Raw genomic sequence first — 17,173 nt, 5'->3', positions numbered from 1 at the left:
ACTTACAGCTTGTGCGCAACCTAAACAATTTTTAATTACCTGAGGAACGACCATGAACAAGACCATGCTATCTACCCTCCAGACGCCGCTTCATAAAAAAGGGGCGGGATTGAAAACCTGGAAAAAATGTTTGCTAACACTCGCCGCATCGCTGGTGTTCGGCACCGCCCATGCTGCTGATGTGAATACCACTGGCCTTGCAGTCACAGACACTACAGTTAAGGTCGGTATTCTTCACTCGGTGACGGGCACTATGTCGATCAGTGAAACCGGTTCTGTGCAAGCAGAAAAAATGGCGATTGAACAGATCAATGCCATGGGCGGTGTGCTTGGACGCAAAATTGAATATATCCAGGAGGATGGTGCGAGTGACTGGCCAACCTTTGCAGAGAAATCCAAAAAATTATTGGTGAACGATAAGGTCGCTGCTGTATTCGGTTGCTGGACTTCTGCATCGCGCAAAGCCGTATTGCCGATTTTTGAACAATACAACGGCATGCTCTACTACCCCACCTTTTATGAAGGTTTGGAGCAATCACCTAATGTGATTTACACCGGTCAGGAAGCGACGCAACAAATTATTGCGGGCATTGACTGGGTAACCAAAACCAAAGGTGCAAAATCATTCTACTTGCTCGGTTCAGATTATATTTGGCCGCGCACCTCGAACAAAATTGCGCGTAAACATATTGAAAAATTAGGTTTGAAAGTGGTGGGTGAAGAATATTATCCACTCGGTCATACCCAATTTAACTCGGTGATTAACAAAATCAAACTGAAAAAACCCGATGTTATTTATGCGATTGTAGTGGGCGGCTCTAACGTTGCATTCTACAAACAATTAAAAGCAGCGGGTATTGATATGACTAAAGAGAAACCACTGGTGTTGACCATCTCGGTAACTGAAGATGAAATTCTCGGTATCGGTGGTGAAAATATGGTGGGTGCTTATGCGGCGATGAAGTATTTCCAAAGCTTGCCGAACGAAAACAACAAAAAGTTTGTGGCTGATTTTAAAGCTATGTACGGCAAAGACATTGTAATCGGCGATGTAACCCAAGCTGCTTACCTTGGCCCTTGGTTGTGGAAAGCGGCAGTGGAAAAAGCGGGTTCATTTGATATTGATAAAGTGCGCGCTGCATCGCCCGGTATTGAGTTGACCACTGCGCCTGAAGGTTATGTGAAAGTTCACCCGAATCATCATCTCTGGTCCAAAACCCGCGTAGGCCATGCCCGTGCTGATGGTCAATACGATGTAGTGTTTGAAACTAAAGAGCTGATCGAGCCAGATCCATTCCCTAAAGGTTATCAATAAGTTGAAAAGCTACCAGCCATTTGGCTGGTAGCTAAATTTTTGTCGTCGAGATGAGGTGCAGCTATGTTCGCTGAATACAGTAGCTCGGAACTATTATCAATCTTTGCCATGCAAGGTGTAGCGGGATTGATTTTGTTTTCGGTATTTGTGCTTATGGCCTTGGGGCTGGCTATTATTTTTGGCCAGATGGGCGTGATCAATATGGCGCACGGCGAATTTATGATTCTCGGTGCCTATGTTACTTATTTAACATCTAATGTGTTTTCTACTTACCTTCCTGATTTATTTAGTCTCTATTTTATTCTCGCCATGATTCTCGCGTTCCTTGTGGCTGGCGCATTAGGCGCATTCGTTGAATGGGCGATGATCCGGCATCTTTATCACCGGCCGTTGGATACCTTATTAGCAACCTGGGGCTTAAGTTTAATTTTGCAACAAACCTATCGCACTGTGTTTGGTCCGCGTGAAGTGGGTGTGACATTACCGGATTGGTTGATGGGTTCCTATCAACTTACTGAAACGATTGAATTACCGATTAATGGATTATTTGTGATGTGCCTTGCGCTGGGTATTTCACTCGCGGTTGCATTGTTAATGTATCGCTCGCGCTGGGGAATACAAGTTCGCGCTGTAGTGCAAAATCGTCCTATGGCCGGTGCGGTTGGGATTAATACCGGCAAGGTAGATCGCGTGACATTTGCTTTGGGCTGCGGCATTGCCGGTGTTGCGGGTAGTGCGTTTACCATGATTGGTTCGACTGGCCCTACCTCTGGCCAACTTTATATTGTGGATACATTTTTGGTTGTTGTGTTTGGTGGTGCATCGAGTTTGATCGGCACTATCGCGTCGGCATTTAGTATTTCGCAAGCGCAATCGACGATGGAATTTTTTATGAGTGGTTCTATGTCAAAAGTATTAACGCTGTTGTTTGTGGTGTTGATTCTGATGTTGCGTCCGCAAGGTTTGTTCACGCTCAAAGTGCGCCGTTAAGAGGAGTCACTGATTATGTCCCTTTTGCTGAAATCAAAAGCGGGTATGGCATCGCTCCTACCCAAAAAAGAGTTGTACGGATTTTTGGTGCTCGCGTTAATTCTCGTTGTGGTACTGCCACTTTCGCTGGATATTTTTCGCCTCAATTTGGTCGGTAAATATTTAACCTATGCGTTTGTCGCGGTGGGTTTGGTGTTGTGTTGGGGGTACGGTGGAATTTTAAGTTTGGGGCAGGGCGTGTTTTTTGGTTTGGGTGGTTACATCATGGCGATGTTTCTCAAGCTGGAAGCGTCTGATCCTGAAAGCACTAAAATTCAATCTACCCCCGGCATTCCTGATTTTATGGATTGGAATCAAATCACCGAATTACCTTTTTTCTGGCAGCCCTTTTACAGCTTCACCTTCACCTTGGTCGCGCTCATTATTGTGCCCACGATTATTGCCTACATAGTGGGTGTGGCTATGTTTAAACGGCGTGTGGGTGGGGTTTATTTTGCGATTATTACCCAGGCGATTGCGGCGATCCTGACTATTTTAATTATCGGTCAGCAGGGGTATACCGGTGGTGTAAATGGCATGACAGATTTGCGCACACTGCACGGCTGGGATATTCGCACCGACAACGCCAAATACATTTTTTACTTTTTGTGTGTATTTATGTTGTTTGTATGTTTGCTTATCGCACAATTTATTCGCAAAAGTAAATTGGGCCGTTTGCTGGTGGCAATGCGCGATAAAGAAGATCGCGTGCGCTTTTCGGGTTATGACGTTTCCAACTTTAAAATATTTGTGTTCTGTATTGGTGCCATCTTCGCGGCGATTGGCGGTGCGATGTTCACGTTGCAAGTGGGTTTTATGTCGCCCACGTTGGTTGGCATTGTGCCCTCAATTGAAATGGTAATTTTCTGCGCAGTGGGCGGGCGTTTATCTATCATCGGCGCAGTGTACGGTGCCTTGGTGGTGAACTTTGCTAAAACGTCTTTCTCGGAAAGTTTTCCGGAACTCTGGTTGTTTGCGATGGGCGGATTATTTATCGCGGTGGTAATGGCATTCCCCAATGGTTTGGCGGGTTTGTACAACACCTATGCCGCGCCTAAAGTGGACGCATTTTTTGCTAAATTATTTGGTAAAAAACCCATGGATACTTCTGCTCCACCCTCTACACCTGCAACTAAAACACTAACCAAAACCGAATCAACCTCGCTGCCACAAGGAGCACTCCATGAGCCCCAGTAATACAGACTTTGTATTGGCGGTGGAAGGTCTCACCGTTTCATTTGATGGTTTTAAAGCAGTGAATGATTTGAGTTTTTATGTGGATGAAAATGAGATCCGCGTGATTATCGGCCCCAATGGTGCCGGTAAAACTACGGTGCTGGATTTAATTTGCGGCCGCACCAAAGCCACCGAAGGCTCAATCAAGTTTCGCAATAAAGAACTCACCAAAATGAAAGAGCACGACATAGTAAAAGCAGGTGTCGGGCGCAAGTTTCAAACCCCATCCATTTATGGCGATTTAAGTGTGTTTGAAAATTTGGAAATTTCATTTCCGCGCGGTCGCTCAGTATTTGGTGCCTTGGTATTCAAGCGCGATGAAGAGGTGATCAATAAGGTTCATGAAGTTGCCGATATGATTTTTCTTGGCGATCAGTTGGATAAACAAGCGGAACTGCTCAGTCACGGGCAAAAACAGTGGCTGGAGATTGGCATGTTGCTGATGCAAGACCCTGATCTGCTGATGCTTGATGAGCCGGTGGCGGGCATGTCCGTAGGCGAGCGGCAACAAACTGCAGAATTGCTGCGCAGCATTATCAAAGATCGCTCGGTGATCGTAATCGAACATGATATGCAATTTGTAGCGCAAATCGCCGACAAAGTGACCGTGTTACATCAAGGAAAAATTCTCGCCGAAGGCTCAGTGGATAAAGTCAAAAATGATCCGAAAGTGATTGAAGTTTACCTTGGCCATTAACAGGGTTTTACACCCCTAATAGTACGAGTAACAGCCGGAGAAAAAGTTATGTTGTCTGTATCAGATTACCGCGTCAGTTATGGCCAGAGTGAAGTGTTACACGGATTAAATTTTGAAATAAAACCGCGTGAAATTGTCGCCGTTATGGGGCGCAATGGCATGGGTAAAACGACCCTGATGAAATCCTTAATGGGCGTAATTCCCAGCTCGGGCGGCAGTGTTAAATTGGAGGGGACGGAAGTCAGCCATATGAAAAGCCACCAGCGCGTGGCGGGTGGTTTTGGTTTTGTGCCGCAGGGGCGAATGATTTTTTCCAGCATGACGGTGAAAGAAAATATTGAAACTGGTTTAACTACCACCAAGCGCCGCAGTGTACCCAAAGAGCTTTACGATATGTTTCCGGTATTGCTGGAAATGCGCAATCGGCGCGGTGGCAATTTATCGGGCGGGCAGCAACAACAGTTGGCGATTGCGCGCGCCTTGGCGAGCGATCCGAAAATGTTATTTCTCGATGAACCCACTGAAGGCATACAGCCGTCCATCATTCGCGAAATAGGCCGCACTCTAAAAATGATTCGCGATCAGCGCGGCTTATCGATTGTAGTATCGGAACAAGTGTTGAGTTTTGCGCTGGATATTGCCGACCGGATTTTGGTGATTGAAAAAGGTGAAATTGTGCATGAAGAATTGCGCGCGACGATTAATGAAGCCAAGGTAGCGTCTTATTTATCGGTGTAAATTTTTAATTTCGTTTACATAAACAGTTTAACTTTAGCCAGCTTTCGCTATGTCTCGGGCGATCGCTGGCTTTTTTATTGCGGATTAATCCTGGCGATCTTCCGGCGGTTTTCTATCGCGCGGTTCAGGCATGTTTTCGGGTTTGCAAGCAAGTGTCGCGTCGTCGGTTTGGCGTGGTGGTGTGCTGCATACGCCGTTGATTAATTCATCATTGCGCCCCGCAAATGTACAAGCGTCATTTGCGCTTAAGCCTTTGCAGGCGAGCAGGGCTTGTTGCGATGGCCCTGCATGTCGCTCATCACGCGATGGACGTTGTTGCTCCGCTGCATAAACTGGCAGTGCAAATGAATGAAACAAAACGCCAACTATTCCTAAGCATTGCGCCGCTTTAATTAATGTTTTCATTGGTTACCTCTTTTACTTGCTGGTCTTGGTTGATGGATGCAAACAGTTATCCATAAGACGCAAGCTTATGGTGTTGGTTCTAACGGCATGACCAGCGTCATAGTTTTTGCACAATCGATTTGCACCAGAATTTCGGTGTAAGGCCAATTATTAGAGTTGTTATAATTGGTCAGTATTAATTGGCGCGCTATTCCATTTTTGTTTGATATTGGTAATACCTATTTGCTTGTGTATTTGTGACAAGGTATGAAAAATCGCTAAAAGTATCGATTGTCATACAGATTTTATGCTGAAATTCTCCTGCGCCATTCGTCTGATTGGTAATACCAATAATCCCTATCTAATAACGTTAATAATTAGGACCGTCTCTATGTTGATTAAAAATTTTACTCGTGTGGGCAAACGCGGACTATTTTGTCTATCTGCTATGTCGGCAATGCTTATCGGTGCTGAAGCATTAGCCATCACTGTTACTGCCAGTGATTCCGACGGCAATCTCCCAGCAAATACTCTCGATAACGATTTAAATACCCGTTGGTCAGCCAATGGCAATGGTCAGTGGATTCAATATGACTTGGGTTCTACGCTGTTTGTTAAATCACTGGATGTCGCGTTTTATAAAGGTAATGAGCGCTCATCAACTATTGATATTCAAACCTCTGCCGATGGCAGCAGTTGGCAAAGTGTTTTTTACGGCGCTCAGCCTTCTAGCTCTAGTGCACAACAAAATTTTGATGTTGTGGATTCTATTGGCCGTTACGTAAGAATTGTTGGCTACGGAAACACATCCAATACCTGGAATAGTATTACCGAAGTGGATGTAAATACTGCCGCCGTTCCGGTGAGCAGTAGTTCAGCTGCTTCTGCTGCTCCTGTTACAGCGTCGGCCAGTGCCGATGATGGCAATGTAGCGGCTAATGTATTAGATAATGATTTGAATACTCGCTGGTCTGCTAATGGCAGTGGTGCTTGGTTGCAACTTGATTTAGGTGCGACGAAACAATTTAGCAGTGTGAATCTTGCTTTTTTTAAAGGCGATCAGCGTTCAGCGTTGTTTGATATTCAAGTGAGCACCAACGGCTCTTCCTGGACGACTGTGTTATCTGGCGCTACCGCTTCTGGTTCAACCACTGGGTTGGAAACCTTTGCGGTTACATCAAGCAATGCACGTTACGTGCGCTTCCTCGGTTATGGCAACAGCGCAAACAGTTGGAATTCTGTGACTGAAATGAGCGTTAACCCAATCGTCGCGTCCTCATCCAGCTTAAGCAGTTCTTCGGTGAAATCGAGTGTGACCTCTTCGGTTGTAAGCAGCTCTTCAGTGAAGTCGAGTTTGGCATCATCTGTTGTTAGCAGTTCTTCAGTTAAATCAAGTGTTGCTTCATCTGTGGCAAGCAGCAGTGCATCTTCTTGGGTGTCCAGTGGCAAAACTTTAAATGCAACGCCAAGCAACTTGAGCAGCGTATTGGCGACTGCTGGAGCAGGTGATCAAATTATTGTTACCGGTTCTGGTTCAATCAGCATTAAAGATATTAGCTTTAGCTCCCCGGTATTGATTCGCGCAGCGTCAATTGGCGGCACTACGCTGACCAATGCGGCGCTCACTAATGTGAATAACATTATCTTGCAGGGATTTGTGTTTGGTCCTAGCACACAAAGTACCTACTTGAAGATTGTTAACTCCACCAATGTACAAATTTTGCGTAACTTGTTTGATCATAAAAATGTGACCAATAGCCAGACGGCGATTGTGCTATCGCAAGCAAGTGACTACATCTCTATTGGTTACAACGAATTTCGCGATAAAAATATTGGTGATGTAAGCGGCACCAAAGTGACTGGCAGTTACATCAAAACACAATTTGATGATCCGCTGATGAGCAAGCATGTGCACATTTATCGCAATCACTTTAAAAATATAGTGCCATTTCTTGTAAATGGTGTGCCTGCTGGTGATTCTGATCGTGAAGTAATTGCGATGGGAATTGCCAACTCACAAGACGTAGTGACCAATAACGTAGTTGAATATAACTTGTTTGAAAATTGTGATGGTGAGAACGAAATTATTACGGTGAAAACATCGAACAACGTATTCCGGTACAACACCTTCAAAAACTCTATGGGTTCTCTGTCATTCCGTTTAGGTTCAAACAACAAGGCTTATGGCAACTATTTCTACGGTGAAGGTACTGGTGCTACAGTAACCAATGACAACTATGAAACCGGCGGTATTCGTGTGTATGGTGCTGGTCACGAGATCTACAACAACTATATGGAAGGTTTGACGGGGCTTAGCTGGCGTCGTCCGATTTTGATCGACTCGGGTGATACGCAAGACAGCTCCGGTGGCGATAGCCATGAAACCTCTAGCAATATCGCGGTTTACAACAATACTATTGTTGATAGCCTAGGCGGTGGCATTCATCTTGGTGGTGATGTCTACAAAAACATGCCATACAATATTTCTGTAACTGGGAATACGGTGATATCAAGCAGCGGCATTTTGTTCAACAACGTTGCCGATAAATCCACTAACCTTTGGTCTAACAATCAGGCGTATGCCACCGGATCTGCAACTGCAGTAAGTGGTGGAAGTTTGAGCGCTTCGCAAGTATTGGTATTGAGCAGTAAACCTGCTGTTTCCAAGCCCGCTGCGCTGACCGCAAGTAATGTAGGTCGTAACGCTCCTTAATCGATTAATCAGTAAGGCGTTATGCTTTGCATGTAAAAACCGATTCCGCGAGGGATCGGTTTTTTTTCGCGTAGAGAAAGCGCTATCTATTTTTCCATACGTTAAATGACGTAGCTCTGCGCGCTATTTGTCGTATGGTGAATCATCGGTGCGCACCAGATACTGAGCCTGTTCCGTGACAATTTGTCCAACCACAGCAGGAGTCAGTACCATGGCTGAAACGATTATCAAAATAGATTTAACTAAATCGCCCTATGAAAATGAAATGATTCACAACCGCTGGCATCCGGATATTCCCATGGTGAAAACCGTGAAGCCTGGCGAAGATTTTATTATTGAATGTTACGACTGGACTGGCGGCCAAATTAAAAATGACGACTGTGCCGATGACGTGCGCGATGTAGATTTATCGCAAGTGCATTTTCTGTCCGGCCCTGTGGGTGTTGAAGGTGCAGAGCCGGGCGATTTATTGGTGGTCGATATTCTTGATATTGGCGCCTTTCAAGAAAGTCTCTGGGGCTTTAACGGCTTTTTCTCCAAACAAAATGGCGGTGGTTTTTTAACGGAACATTTTCCGGAAGCGCAAAAATCGATCTGGGATATCAACGGCATGTTCACTAAATCCCGCCATATTCCGAATGTGGAATTTGCTGGTTTGGTGCACCCGGGTTTGATTGGTTGTTTGCCTTCCAAAGAAATGTTGCTGGAGTGGAATAAACGCGAAAAAGAGCTTTACGACACTGAACCTGAGCGTATTCCTGCTCTCGCGACACTGCCTTATGCCGATACAGCTCATATGGGCAAGATGGCTCCCGATGCTGCAAAAATTGCCGCTGCAGAAGGCGCGCGCACCGTTCCGCCGCGTGAGCATGGCGGTAACTGCGATATTAAAGATTTATCGCGCGGCTCTAAAATTTATTTTCCGGTTTATGTAAAAGGCGGCGGCTTATCCGTCGGTGATTTGCATTTTAGTCAGGGCGATGGCGAGATCACTTTTTGTGGTGCGATTGAAATGGCCGGTTGGATTCATTTGCGGGTGAGTTTAATTAAAGACGGCATGGCGAAATACGCAATTAAAAATCCGATCTTCAAGCCGAGCCCAATTGCACCGAAATATGACGACTACTTAATCTTTGAGGGTATCTCTGTTGATGAATATGGCGAGCAACATTATCTGGATGTGCATGTCGCTTATCGCCAGGCGTGTTTGAATGCGATTAACTACATGACCAAATTTGGTTACTCAAAAGCCCAAGCCTATTCCATTCTCGGTTGTGCGCCGGTGCAGGGGCATATTTCGGGTGTGGTAGATATACCAAATGCCTGCGCGACGCTCTGGTTGCCCACGGATATTTTTGATTTCGATATCAATCCATCGGCAGAAGGCCCCTCCAAAAAAGTATCGCCGGGAATGGATGTACCTTTGTCGAAGGATAAATAGGAGTAATAACTATGCCCGTTTACGACTACAAGTGCGCAGATCATGGTTTGTTTTATGAATTGGCCTCTATGGATGATTCGAGCAAACCGGCTGCCTGCCCTAACTGTGCAAAATTAAGCCCGCGCGTCATTATGGTTGCGCCAGAATTTCTGGATATGAAAAAAGAAAATCGTGCAGCGCATGCGCGCAATGAAACAGCCATGCATGCCCCGGTGTTTTCCACACCGGAGTATCGCGCTGAACAACAAGCGCATCGCGAGCATAAACACGGCAAGGGTTGTGGGTGTGGCGACAAACCGATTCGGAAATCGAATTTAATGTATACCGCTGGCGGCAACAAAATGTTTCCATCAATGCGACCGTGGATGATTAGCCATTGAGTTGATCTGGGTTTGTGCAATAAAAAAGGGCTTCCTGTGAAGCCCTTTTTTAATAAATGGGATTTTCTAATGTTTTTGTGCCGGTGCACGCAAGGTGTCAATATAGTCGTTCAGCGTGCCAAATAAATCGCCCAGCAATTCCGGTGCCTGCATGCATTTAGCTGCGCCCATAATGCCTTGATAGCTGCTAAAAATAAACATCGAAATTTTTGCCGGATCTATATCTTTTCTGACTATGCCATCGACTTGCCCTTGTGCAAGCGAATGCACTATGGTCATGTGTACGCCTTCAAATACCTTTTCCAAACGCTGGTGAAAACCGGCATCGATTGCAGCCATTTCCTGATTCAGATTATTCAGCGGGCAGCCATTAAAGGCGACGGCATTTTGAAAAGATTCAGCTTTTCGTAAAAACATTTTTTGCAGAGTGGTCAGCGGATCTTTGGATTCCAGAAACAGCTCTTCCCACACACTTTGAAACTGCCCCATCAAAACTTCGTCGACCACTGCATAACCCAAGGCCAATTTATTGGGAAAATAATGATAAAGAGCGCCTTTGGCTAGATTGGTCTTTTGCAGTATGGAGTCAATACGCATACCTTGATAACCGTTTTGGAAAATCTCTTCCCGTGCGGCTTCCAGTATGCGGGTGCGTGTTTGTTCGGCGTTACGTTCAGTGGTCATAATTGTCTCTTGGGTATGTAATTATTTTATTGTTGTCGAGTTTCATGACATCCCAGTGAAACACTTTAGTAAAAACAGTCTCATTAAAACACAGCGCCGTTAAAATGACGGCGCTTGAATTTTTACCACATTGCTTTTGATATTGGCTATTAAACTTGCACAGAATATTAGCAGACATGCATTTAGCTCGAAGGTTTCCTCAAACCATTGGGATAAGTCCTTATCAATACTGAAAAACTCCCGGTCAAACGGCCAGCCACAGGCATAGAAAATGCAGCCCAGTATGGTCAGCATAACGGTGGGCGATAACAAAATGCTGCCTAAGTTGCGCACAACCAATTTGATCCTGCGCGACATATGCCAAGTAAAACCTAGAATCATTAATACGGCAATTACACGCAATGTTTTTTCCAGTATATCCCACACGACACTGCTGCCTAGTTTATCTATATCCACTTCGCGCAAGAAAAGCGCTAGGGCGAACAATGCCAAGCCTATGCGAATATCGCGCCTTAGGCCGGTGTCATGGTCTTTAAACGCGCGCCAACCTTGAACTAAGGCCGCCAAAAGCAAAAAGCCACCTTGTGCTAGTTCGAGCAGGGCGTTTTCGTGCGCAATTGCTGAGTCGAACTGCCAGGCCTCAAAACTCAATGTGCTACTGATTGCCAATATGCCAATTATAAAAAAACTGAAGGCTATTGTTCTGATCTGGCTGGTATAACTCATCAACTCCAGCGAAAATGGCTGGAAGTCGGCTTTGTGATAGGGCGAGCGTAACTCAAGGCTTGGAAAATTCTGGAGTGATGGCATCTGCGAAAGTAACGATTTGAATCTCTCTTTCATTAAGGTTTTGCTCCTTGAGCGATCTTGTAGTGCCTGGTGTTTTAAATCGTAAACCGACCAATTGGTCGGTCGTCATTAGATAACAGACCAAGTGGTCTGTCAATTTAACTTTTGTGAAAAAGTGTGGAGTTTGGATTGGGCATGGAAAGCTCAATTAATCCAGCTTTAAGTTTGGGTGAGTAAGCTGTGTTGTGCTGGGCGTTAACACTCGTGGCAGACTGGGTTATGCTGCAGGGCTCTTACATATTATGGAGGAGTGACCATGAAACCTCGCAGTAAAATGAAGCCGCTGTTGGCGCTGTTGATTTTTGCCCTTGGTCTGGGCGTGCTCAATAGCGTTAATACACAGCAATTGCTGGAATCGGATGCTGCACAAGCACAGTTGCAGCTGACGGCAGAGGGCGGTAGTGCTGCTGGGGCGGATGTATTAATTGCGGAAGCATTTCGCAATGGGCGGTCCAATGTTCAGCTTGGCGGAGAGGGCAGGGTGCTGCGCATTTTGCCGGATGACAACGAGGGGAGTCGCCACCAAAAATTTCTATTGGAGCTGGATTCTGGTCACACTTTATTGATTGCTCATAATATTGATTTGGCGCCGCGTGTAGAGAATCTGCGCGAGGGCGAACGTTTGGAGTTTTATGGTGAGTACGAATGGAATCAGAAGGGTGGTGTCATCCACTGGACTCATCATGATCCACGGGGACAGCATCCCGGTGGTTGGCTGAAATATGAAGGCCGTATCTATAAATAAATAGTTTTAACACAATAAGAAATTTACCGAGGAACAATGATGAATAACCCCAGTACTGTTAGCCGCTATAGCCCGATTATTATTGGTTTGCACTGGTTTATGTTTGTGCTGTTGATTGCGGTGTTTGCCACCATTGAAATGCGCAGCTTATTTCCGCGCGGCAGTGATCCGCGGGACTTGGTTAAGGCATTGCATTTTATGCTGGGGATTGCCGTGTTGTTGCTGGTAGTGATTCGCCTTGGTGTGCGTTTATCCAGCCCTACGCCTGCAATTGTTCCTGCGCCGCGTTCGATTGAAAACCTGCTCGCCAAAATCATGCATATCGCGCTCTATGTTTTTATGATTTTTATGCCGATTGCCGGCTGGATAATTTTAAGTGCTGAAGGCCACGGCGTTCCTTTTTTTGGTTTGGAGTTGCCGCCTTTAGTCGGTAAAAATGATGAGCTGGCGGAACAGGTTGAAAATATTCACAAACTGATTGGTGAAATTGGTTATTACTTGATTGGCTTGCATGTATTGGCAGGTTTATTTCACCACTATGTAAAGCGCGACAATACCTTAACGCGCATTTCACTGACCAATAAAAAGTCTTGAAACTATGCCTCATCGCGAGGGACATCGTTCCCATCACTCAGGTTGGTTGCGCGCTGCGGTATTGGGCGCAAACGATGGCATCATTTCCACTGCTAGTTTGATGATGGGCATTGTCGCCGCGCAGGCTGATTCCTCTGCCGTTTTGTTGGCCGGTGTGGCGGGGCTGGTGGCGGGCGCGATGAGTATGGCTGCCGGCGAATATGTTTCGGTTCGCTCACAGGCAGATACCGAGGCGGCTGACCTTGCACGCGAAACCCATGAGCTTGCGACTGATGCAGCAGGCGAGCATCGCGAGTTGGAAGAGATTTATGTCGCGCGCGGTTTACAGCGGGAGCTCGCCCGCGAAGTAGCCAAACAATTAATGCAGCACGATGCACTCGGCGCTCATGCACGGGATGAGTTGGGCATCACCGATATGTACAGCGCGCGGCCACTGCAAGCGGCGCTTACTTCCGCTGCCACTTTTGCAGTTGGTGCGCTGATTCCGTTATTGGTTGTGTTGTTGCATCCATCACAATATTTATCCTTTGCGATTGTAGCGAGTTCACTGCTTGCGCTGGTGTTGTTAGGTGGGCTTGCCGCTAAAGTGGGCGGCGCCAATCTCTGGCTTGGCGCTGCCCGCGTCGGTTTTTGGGGGGCTGCCGCTATGGCGTTAACCTCTGTCGCTGGGCATTTATTTGGTGTTGTGTTCTGATCCAAAAATAATGGCGATTACCTCGCTCATGGCGCGATTAATCTGCGCAAATGTTTCGTCGCTCGCCAGAATTTCTTGTGCAGTTTGGGTGTAGCGCGAACCATCAATATCCTCGCCGCAATGTTCAATCAGCGCGCGCGCCGATTCAGGTGTGGTTTCCAAATGGAACTGGAAACCGTAAACCTTCTCTTGATACACATAAGCCTGATTGGCACAGCCTTCGCTGCGCGCGAGATGAACCGCACCGGGTGGCAATGCAAAAGTATCGCCGTGCCAGTGAAAGACTACCGGGTAGCGGGAAAATACTTGGGCTATAGGATGGGTCGCCGCTGCGGGATCAATCGTGATTGGCAGCCAGCCAATTTCTTTGTGCGGGTTGCGGGTGACTTTTGCGCCGAGCACATCGGCAATTAGCTGGGCGCCCAAACAAATTCCCAGCACGATTTTTCCGGCGCCGATGGCCTGTTTAATCAGGATTTTCTCATCGGCCAGCCAGGGGTAGAGCGCTTCATCATAAATGCCCATTGGGCCGCCCATGACGATTAATGCATCAAACTCATCGAGTGCCGGGGCTGCATCGCCTCTGTACCAGTGAGTGCTGGATAGCGCGTAACCGCGCGCGTGAAAGTCGTTGGCCATGCTGCCAATATCTTCAAAGGCAACGTGTTGCAAGCTGTGAATTCTCATAGAGGGTTCCTTCTGTTGCTCATAGGCGCTGGTGAAAATGGATAAAACGGTGCTGATTATGCAGAAAACCATGGGGTTGGTGGCCATTAATTCCCTCCAACTGGCGTCAAAGCCGCTGATTGTCTGATGATTGGTGTATACTCGGGCACAGTTCATGCGTGCAATTAATAGACTGTTTGCGCGTTCCTTCTACTGTCTCGCCACAGGTTTGAATTCCTTGGTAGGTTTGAACCCCTCTAATGCCAGATTTGAACGCCCTGATGCATAAGCGCGAAGCAGTAGTTTATCGGTAAGTCTGCGTGACTTCCCCCCCTAAGCCTCTGGCTGCAATAACTTTTGGTGAATAGATTGATCGGAAATTTCTTTAAAAAATTGATAGGTTCAGGTGCGGAAAAACCTGAAAAGAACGAGGCAACATCCAAGCCTGCTAGTGACAAACCTGCCGCAAAAAAACATCCCCGCGAGCGCAGTGGCCAGAACAATCGCGGCAATCGCAACTCCCGCGACCAGCGCCAAGGTCAAAAAAGCGAGCAACAAACTCCTGCAGTAAAGCGCGATCACTCGCCCAAACCTGCGCGTCATGCTGAGCATCGTCCAAGAAAAGCCGTTAAGGTCGATCATGGCCCTTGGGATATTGCCCAGTTTGAGGTAGAGCAAATCGAAGGCAAAAGCCGCTTCCACGATTTTGATCTGGAGCTGCCGATCATGCGCGCGATTGCGGATCTCGGTTTTAAATACTGCTCGCCGATTCAGGCGCAATCTTTACCCTACGCTTTGCAAGGTAAGGATGTAGTGGGCAAAGCCCAAACCGGTACGGGTAAAACGGCGGCGTTTTTAACCGCAATCATCGATGATTTGCTCAAAAACCCTATTACCGAAAAACGCTATGCCGGTGAAGCGCGCGCACTGATCATTGCACCGACACGGGAGCTGGTGATCCAGATTGCTGAAGATGCCAAAAGCCTGTGTAAATACACGGATTTAAAAATTCATACACTGGTTGGCGGTATGGATTACGTCAAACAACAGCGTCATTTGCACGACGATCTGGTCGATATTCTGGTGGCCACACCCGGGCGTCTACTCGATTTTTGTGGCAATAAAGACGTCTATCTCGATCAGTTGGAAATTCTTGTTATCGATGAAGCCGACCGCATGCTCGATATGGGCTTCATTCCGCAAGTGCGTCAGATTGTGCGCCAGACACCTAAGCGTGAAGATCGCCAGACCCTGTTTTTCTCTGCCACCTTTACCGATGAAGTGCGCACTCTGGTTGAGCAGTGGACATACCAGCCGACAACGATCGATATAGAGCCGGAATCCGTCGCTAACGAGCGCGTTGATCAACATGTGTACTTGGTTTCGACTGAAGAGAAATACACTCTGCTTTACAACCTGATTCAACAAGAACATGCCGAGAGCATGATTGTATTTGCCAATCGCCGCGATGAGTGCCGCGATCTGCAAGAAAAGCTGCAGCGCCACGGTATTAAGGCGGGGCTGCTCTCTGGTGAGATTGCGCAGAACAAACGTGTGTCTACTTTGGATGCATTTAAATCCGGTGATATTAAAGTGCTGGTGGCAACCGATGTGGCCGGGCGCGGGATTCATATCAGCGGTATCAGCCACGTGGTGAATTTCACCCTGCCGGAAGAGCCGGAAGATTATGTGCATCGCATTGGTCGCACCGGTCGCGCCGGTAAAAATGGGACCTCGATCAGTTTTGCCTGCGAAGACGATGCCTTGTTGTTGGAGCCTATTGCAAAGCTGTTGGGCAAACCAATCAAGTGTGAGCAGCCACCGGAATATCTGTTGTTGACCCCGCCCGACAGCCCGCCAGCACCGCCGCGGGCACGTACCAATGAGCGGTTTAGTAATCGCTCGGTCGGCAATCGCCCTGGTGGCAACCGCAGCCGCAGGCCACGCAACTAAGCACACTTGTTTATCGCTAACCATTGATTGATCCGCCCGGTATTCACCGGGCGCTCCCATCGCCTGGAAGGGTTATGTCGTCTGCTAAATCTGCCTTGTTAACCCTGCATTTGGGCGCGTTCCTGATGGGCGCGACCGGGCTTTTCTCCAAAATTATTGAACTGCCCGCGTGGGATATTACCGGTTACCGCACCTGGATTGCGGCGGTGGTATTGTTTCTCTGGGTCTGGTGGCGTGAATCTCATATTGGCCTGAAATCCCTGCGTGATTTTGGTCGCATGTTTATTCTGGGTCTGTTGCTGGCTTTGCACTGGATTACTTTTTTCCATTCGATGCAGGTCGCCAATATCGCCGTGGGCATGATTTCGCTCTATGCCTATCCGGTCGTCACGGTATTTCTGGAGCCATGGCTCAAGCGCACCAAGCTCGACTGGCGCGATGTAGTGAGTGGTTTTTTGGTACTAGTCGGGATCTATTGCCTGGTGCCGGAGTTCGATCTAGGTAACAACATGACCCAGGGCGTGATCTGGGGAGTGATTTCCGCGCTCACCTTCGCGGTGCGCAATTTATTGTTGGGCCATTGGTTTAGCAAACAAAGTGCGGCGCGCTCCATGAGCTATCAAGTCCTGGTAGTTGCACTTCTGATGACGCCTGTTTTGTGGCTGTCACCGCATCAGCCTACACAGCACGATTGGTGGTTACTGTTGTGTTTGGGTATCGGGTTTACCGCCATTACTCACACGCTGTTAGGGTTTTCACTGCGTTATCTAAAGGCAAAAACCGTGGGCTTGGTGGCTTGTTTACAGCCGGTCTATGCCGTGGGTTATGAGATCGCCTTTCTGCATACCTATCCCGGAATGAGCACCTTACTTGGCGGCAGTATTATTATGGCGGCGGCAATTTATGAGTCGGTACGCGAGCACAAAAAATCTGCGCGTTGATGTTTACACCTTATTGAAAGGTCATCTTAAGCGCTAAATTTTAAGTCTAATCATAGGCTTAGCGCATTTTTCCAAGCTTTTGCCAAACATTGGCTACACTCAATGAATACTTAC

17 protein-coding genes are annotated in these 17,173 nt (G+C 47.1%); 13 read left to right on the top strand and 4 right to left on the bottom strand.

Going from position 1 to position 17,173, the window contains the following annotated elements; all coding sequences use genetic code 11:
• The first annotated feature begins 52 nt into the window (after positions 1–52).
• The 5 genes from urtA (at position 53) to urtE (ending at position 5,015) form a co-directional block, all read left to right on the top strand.
• Positions 53–1,315, top strand: coding sequence for an urea ABC transporter substrate-binding protein (gene urtA / locus AC2CG4_RS03845; protein ID WP_484485013.1), 1,263 nt, complete (start codon positions 53–55; stop codon positions 1,313–1,315).
• Positions 1,316–1,378: 63 nt separating this feature from the next.
• Positions 1,379–2,305 (top strand): urea ABC transporter permease subunit UrtB, encoded by a 927-nt coding sequence (gene urtB / locus AC2CG4_RS03840; RefSeq protein WP_484485012.1) that lies wholly within the window; start codon positions 1,379–1,381, stop codon positions 2,303–2,305.
• A 45-nt stretch (positions 2,306–2,350) separates the two neighbouring features.
• Positions 2,351–3,541 carry an urea ABC transporter permease subunit UrtC gene (urtC, locus tag AC2CG4_RS03835; RefSeq protein WP_484485305.1) on the top strand — a complete coding sequence of 397 codons (1,191 nt, stop codon included), beginning with the start codon at positions 2,351–2,353 and terminating at the stop codon, positions 3,539–3,541.
• The gene (urtD, locus tag AC2CG4_RS03830; protein WP_484485011.1) at positions 3,528–4,277 is read left to right on the top strand and encodes an urea ABC transporter ATP-binding protein UrtD; all 750 of its coding nucleotides are present in this window, start codon (positions 3,528–3,530) and stop codon (positions 4,275–4,277) included. The genes urtC and urtD overlap by 14 nt, the downstream gene beginning before the upstream one ends.
• A gap of 48 nt (positions 4,278–4,325) precedes the next feature.
• Positions 4,326–5,015, top strand: coding sequence for an urea ABC transporter ATP-binding subunit UrtE (urtE, locus tag AC2CG4_RS03825; protein WP_484485010.1), 690 nt, complete (start codon positions 4,326–4,328; stop codon positions 5,013–5,015).
• A gap of 84 nt (positions 5,016–5,099) precedes the next feature.
• Here urtE and AC2CG4_RS03820 read toward each other — a convergent pair whose 3' ends face one another.
• Positions 5,100–5,420, bottom strand: coding sequence for a hypothetical protein (locus AC2CG4_RS03820; protein ID WP_484485009.1), 321 nt, complete (start codon positions 5,418–5,420; stop codon positions 5,100–5,102).
• 370 nt (positions 5,421–5,790) lie between these two features.
• Here AC2CG4_RS03820 and AC2CG4_RS03815 point away from each other — a divergent pair, with 370 nt between their 5' ends.
• The 3 genes from AC2CG4_RS03815 (at position 5,791) to AC2CG4_RS03805 (ending at position 9,933) form a co-directional block, all read left to right on the top strand.
• Positions 5,791–8,112: a discoidin domain-containing protein gene (locus AC2CG4_RS03815; protein WP_484485008.1), complete on the top strand. Its 2,322-nt coding sequence runs from the start codon at positions 5,791–5,793 to the stop codon at positions 8,110–8,112.
• 211 nt (positions 8,113–8,323) lie between these two features.
• A complete protein-coding gene (fmdA, locus tag AC2CG4_RS03810; RefSeq protein ID WP_484485007.1) occupies positions 8,324–9,553 on the top strand; it encodes a formamidase in 1,230 nt (409 codons plus the stop codon).
• Between the two features lie 11 nt (positions 9,554–9,564).
• Positions 9,565–9,933, top strand: coding sequence for an FmdB family zinc ribbon protein (locus AC2CG4_RS03805; RefSeq protein WP_484485006.1), 369 nt, complete (start codon positions 9,565–9,567; stop codon positions 9,931–9,933).
• 66 nt (positions 9,934–9,999) lie between these two features.
• On the opposite strand, the gene AC2CG4_RS03800 is transcribed toward AC2CG4_RS03805, so the two are convergent.
• Together AC2CG4_RS03800 and AC2CG4_RS03795 are read right to left on the bottom strand one after the other, a co-directional pair.
• The gene (locus AC2CG4_RS03800) at positions 10,000–10,617 is read right to left on the bottom strand and encodes a TetR/AcrR family transcriptional regulator (protein ID WP_484485005.1); all 618 of its coding nucleotides are present in this window, start codon (positions 10,615–10,617) and stop codon (positions 10,000–10,002) included.
• Between the two features lie 99 nt (positions 10,618–10,716).
• Positions 10,717–11,460 (bottom strand): hypothetical protein, encoded by a 744-nt coding sequence (locus AC2CG4_RS03795; RefSeq protein WP_484485004.1) that lies wholly within the window; start codon positions 11,458–11,460, stop codon positions 10,717–10,719.
• Positions 11,461–11,722: 262 nt separating this feature from the next.
• On the opposite strand from AC2CG4_RS03795, the gene AC2CG4_RS03790 reads away from it, so the two are divergent.
• The 3 genes from AC2CG4_RS03790 to AC2CG4_RS03780 are packed head-to-tail and all read left to right on the top strand — an operon-like array spanning position 11,723 to position 13,499.
• On the top strand, positions 11,723–12,211 hold the full coding sequence (locus tag AC2CG4_RS03790; protein WP_484485003.1) for a DUF3465 domain-containing protein: 489 nt from the start codon (positions 11,723–11,725) through the stop codon (positions 12,209–12,211).
• Between the two features lie 39 nt (positions 12,212–12,250).
• Positions 12,251–12,805 (top strand): cytochrome b, encoded by a 555-nt coding sequence (locus AC2CG4_RS03785; RefSeq protein WP_484485002.1) that lies wholly within the window; start codon positions 12,251–12,253, stop codon positions 12,803–12,805.
• Between the two features lie 4 nt (positions 12,806–12,809).
• Positions 12,810–13,499, top strand: a complete 690-nt coding sequence (locus tag AC2CG4_RS03780) for a VIT1/CCC1 transporter family protein (RefSeq protein WP_484485001.1) — start codon at positions 12,810–12,812, stop codon at positions 13,497–13,499.
• Here the strand turns inward: AC2CG4_RS03780 and AC2CG4_RS03775 are convergent.
• Positions 13,479–14,186, bottom strand: a complete 708-nt coding sequence (locus AC2CG4_RS03775; RefSeq protein WP_484485000.1) for a type 1 glutamine amidotransferase — start codon at positions 14,184–14,186, stop codon at positions 13,479–13,481. The two genes, AC2CG4_RS03780 and AC2CG4_RS03775, sit on opposite strands and share 21 nt — an antisense overlap.
• Positions 14,187–14,525: 339 nt before the next feature.
• On the opposite strand from AC2CG4_RS03775, the gene rhlB reads away from it, so the two are divergent.
• A complete protein-coding gene (gene rhlB / locus AC2CG4_RS03770) occupies positions 14,526–16,118 on the top strand; it encodes an ATP-dependent RNA helicase RhlB (RefSeq protein ID WP_484484999.1) in 1,593 nt (530 codons plus the stop codon).
• Between the two features lie 74 nt (positions 16,119–16,192).
• Positions 16,193–17,059: a DMT family transporter gene (locus tag AC2CG4_RS03765; RefSeq protein ID WP_484484998.1), complete on the top strand. Its 867-nt coding sequence runs from the start codon at positions 16,193–16,195 to the stop codon at positions 17,057–17,059.
• The last annotated feature ends 114 nt before the right edge of the window (positions 17,060–17,173 follow it).

It is taken from the genome of Cellvibrio sp. ATLC23 (assembly GCF_057196725.1).
The sequence above is the reverse complement of the archived record's forward strand: the minus strand, read 5'-3'. Positions and strand labels throughout refer to the sequence as shown.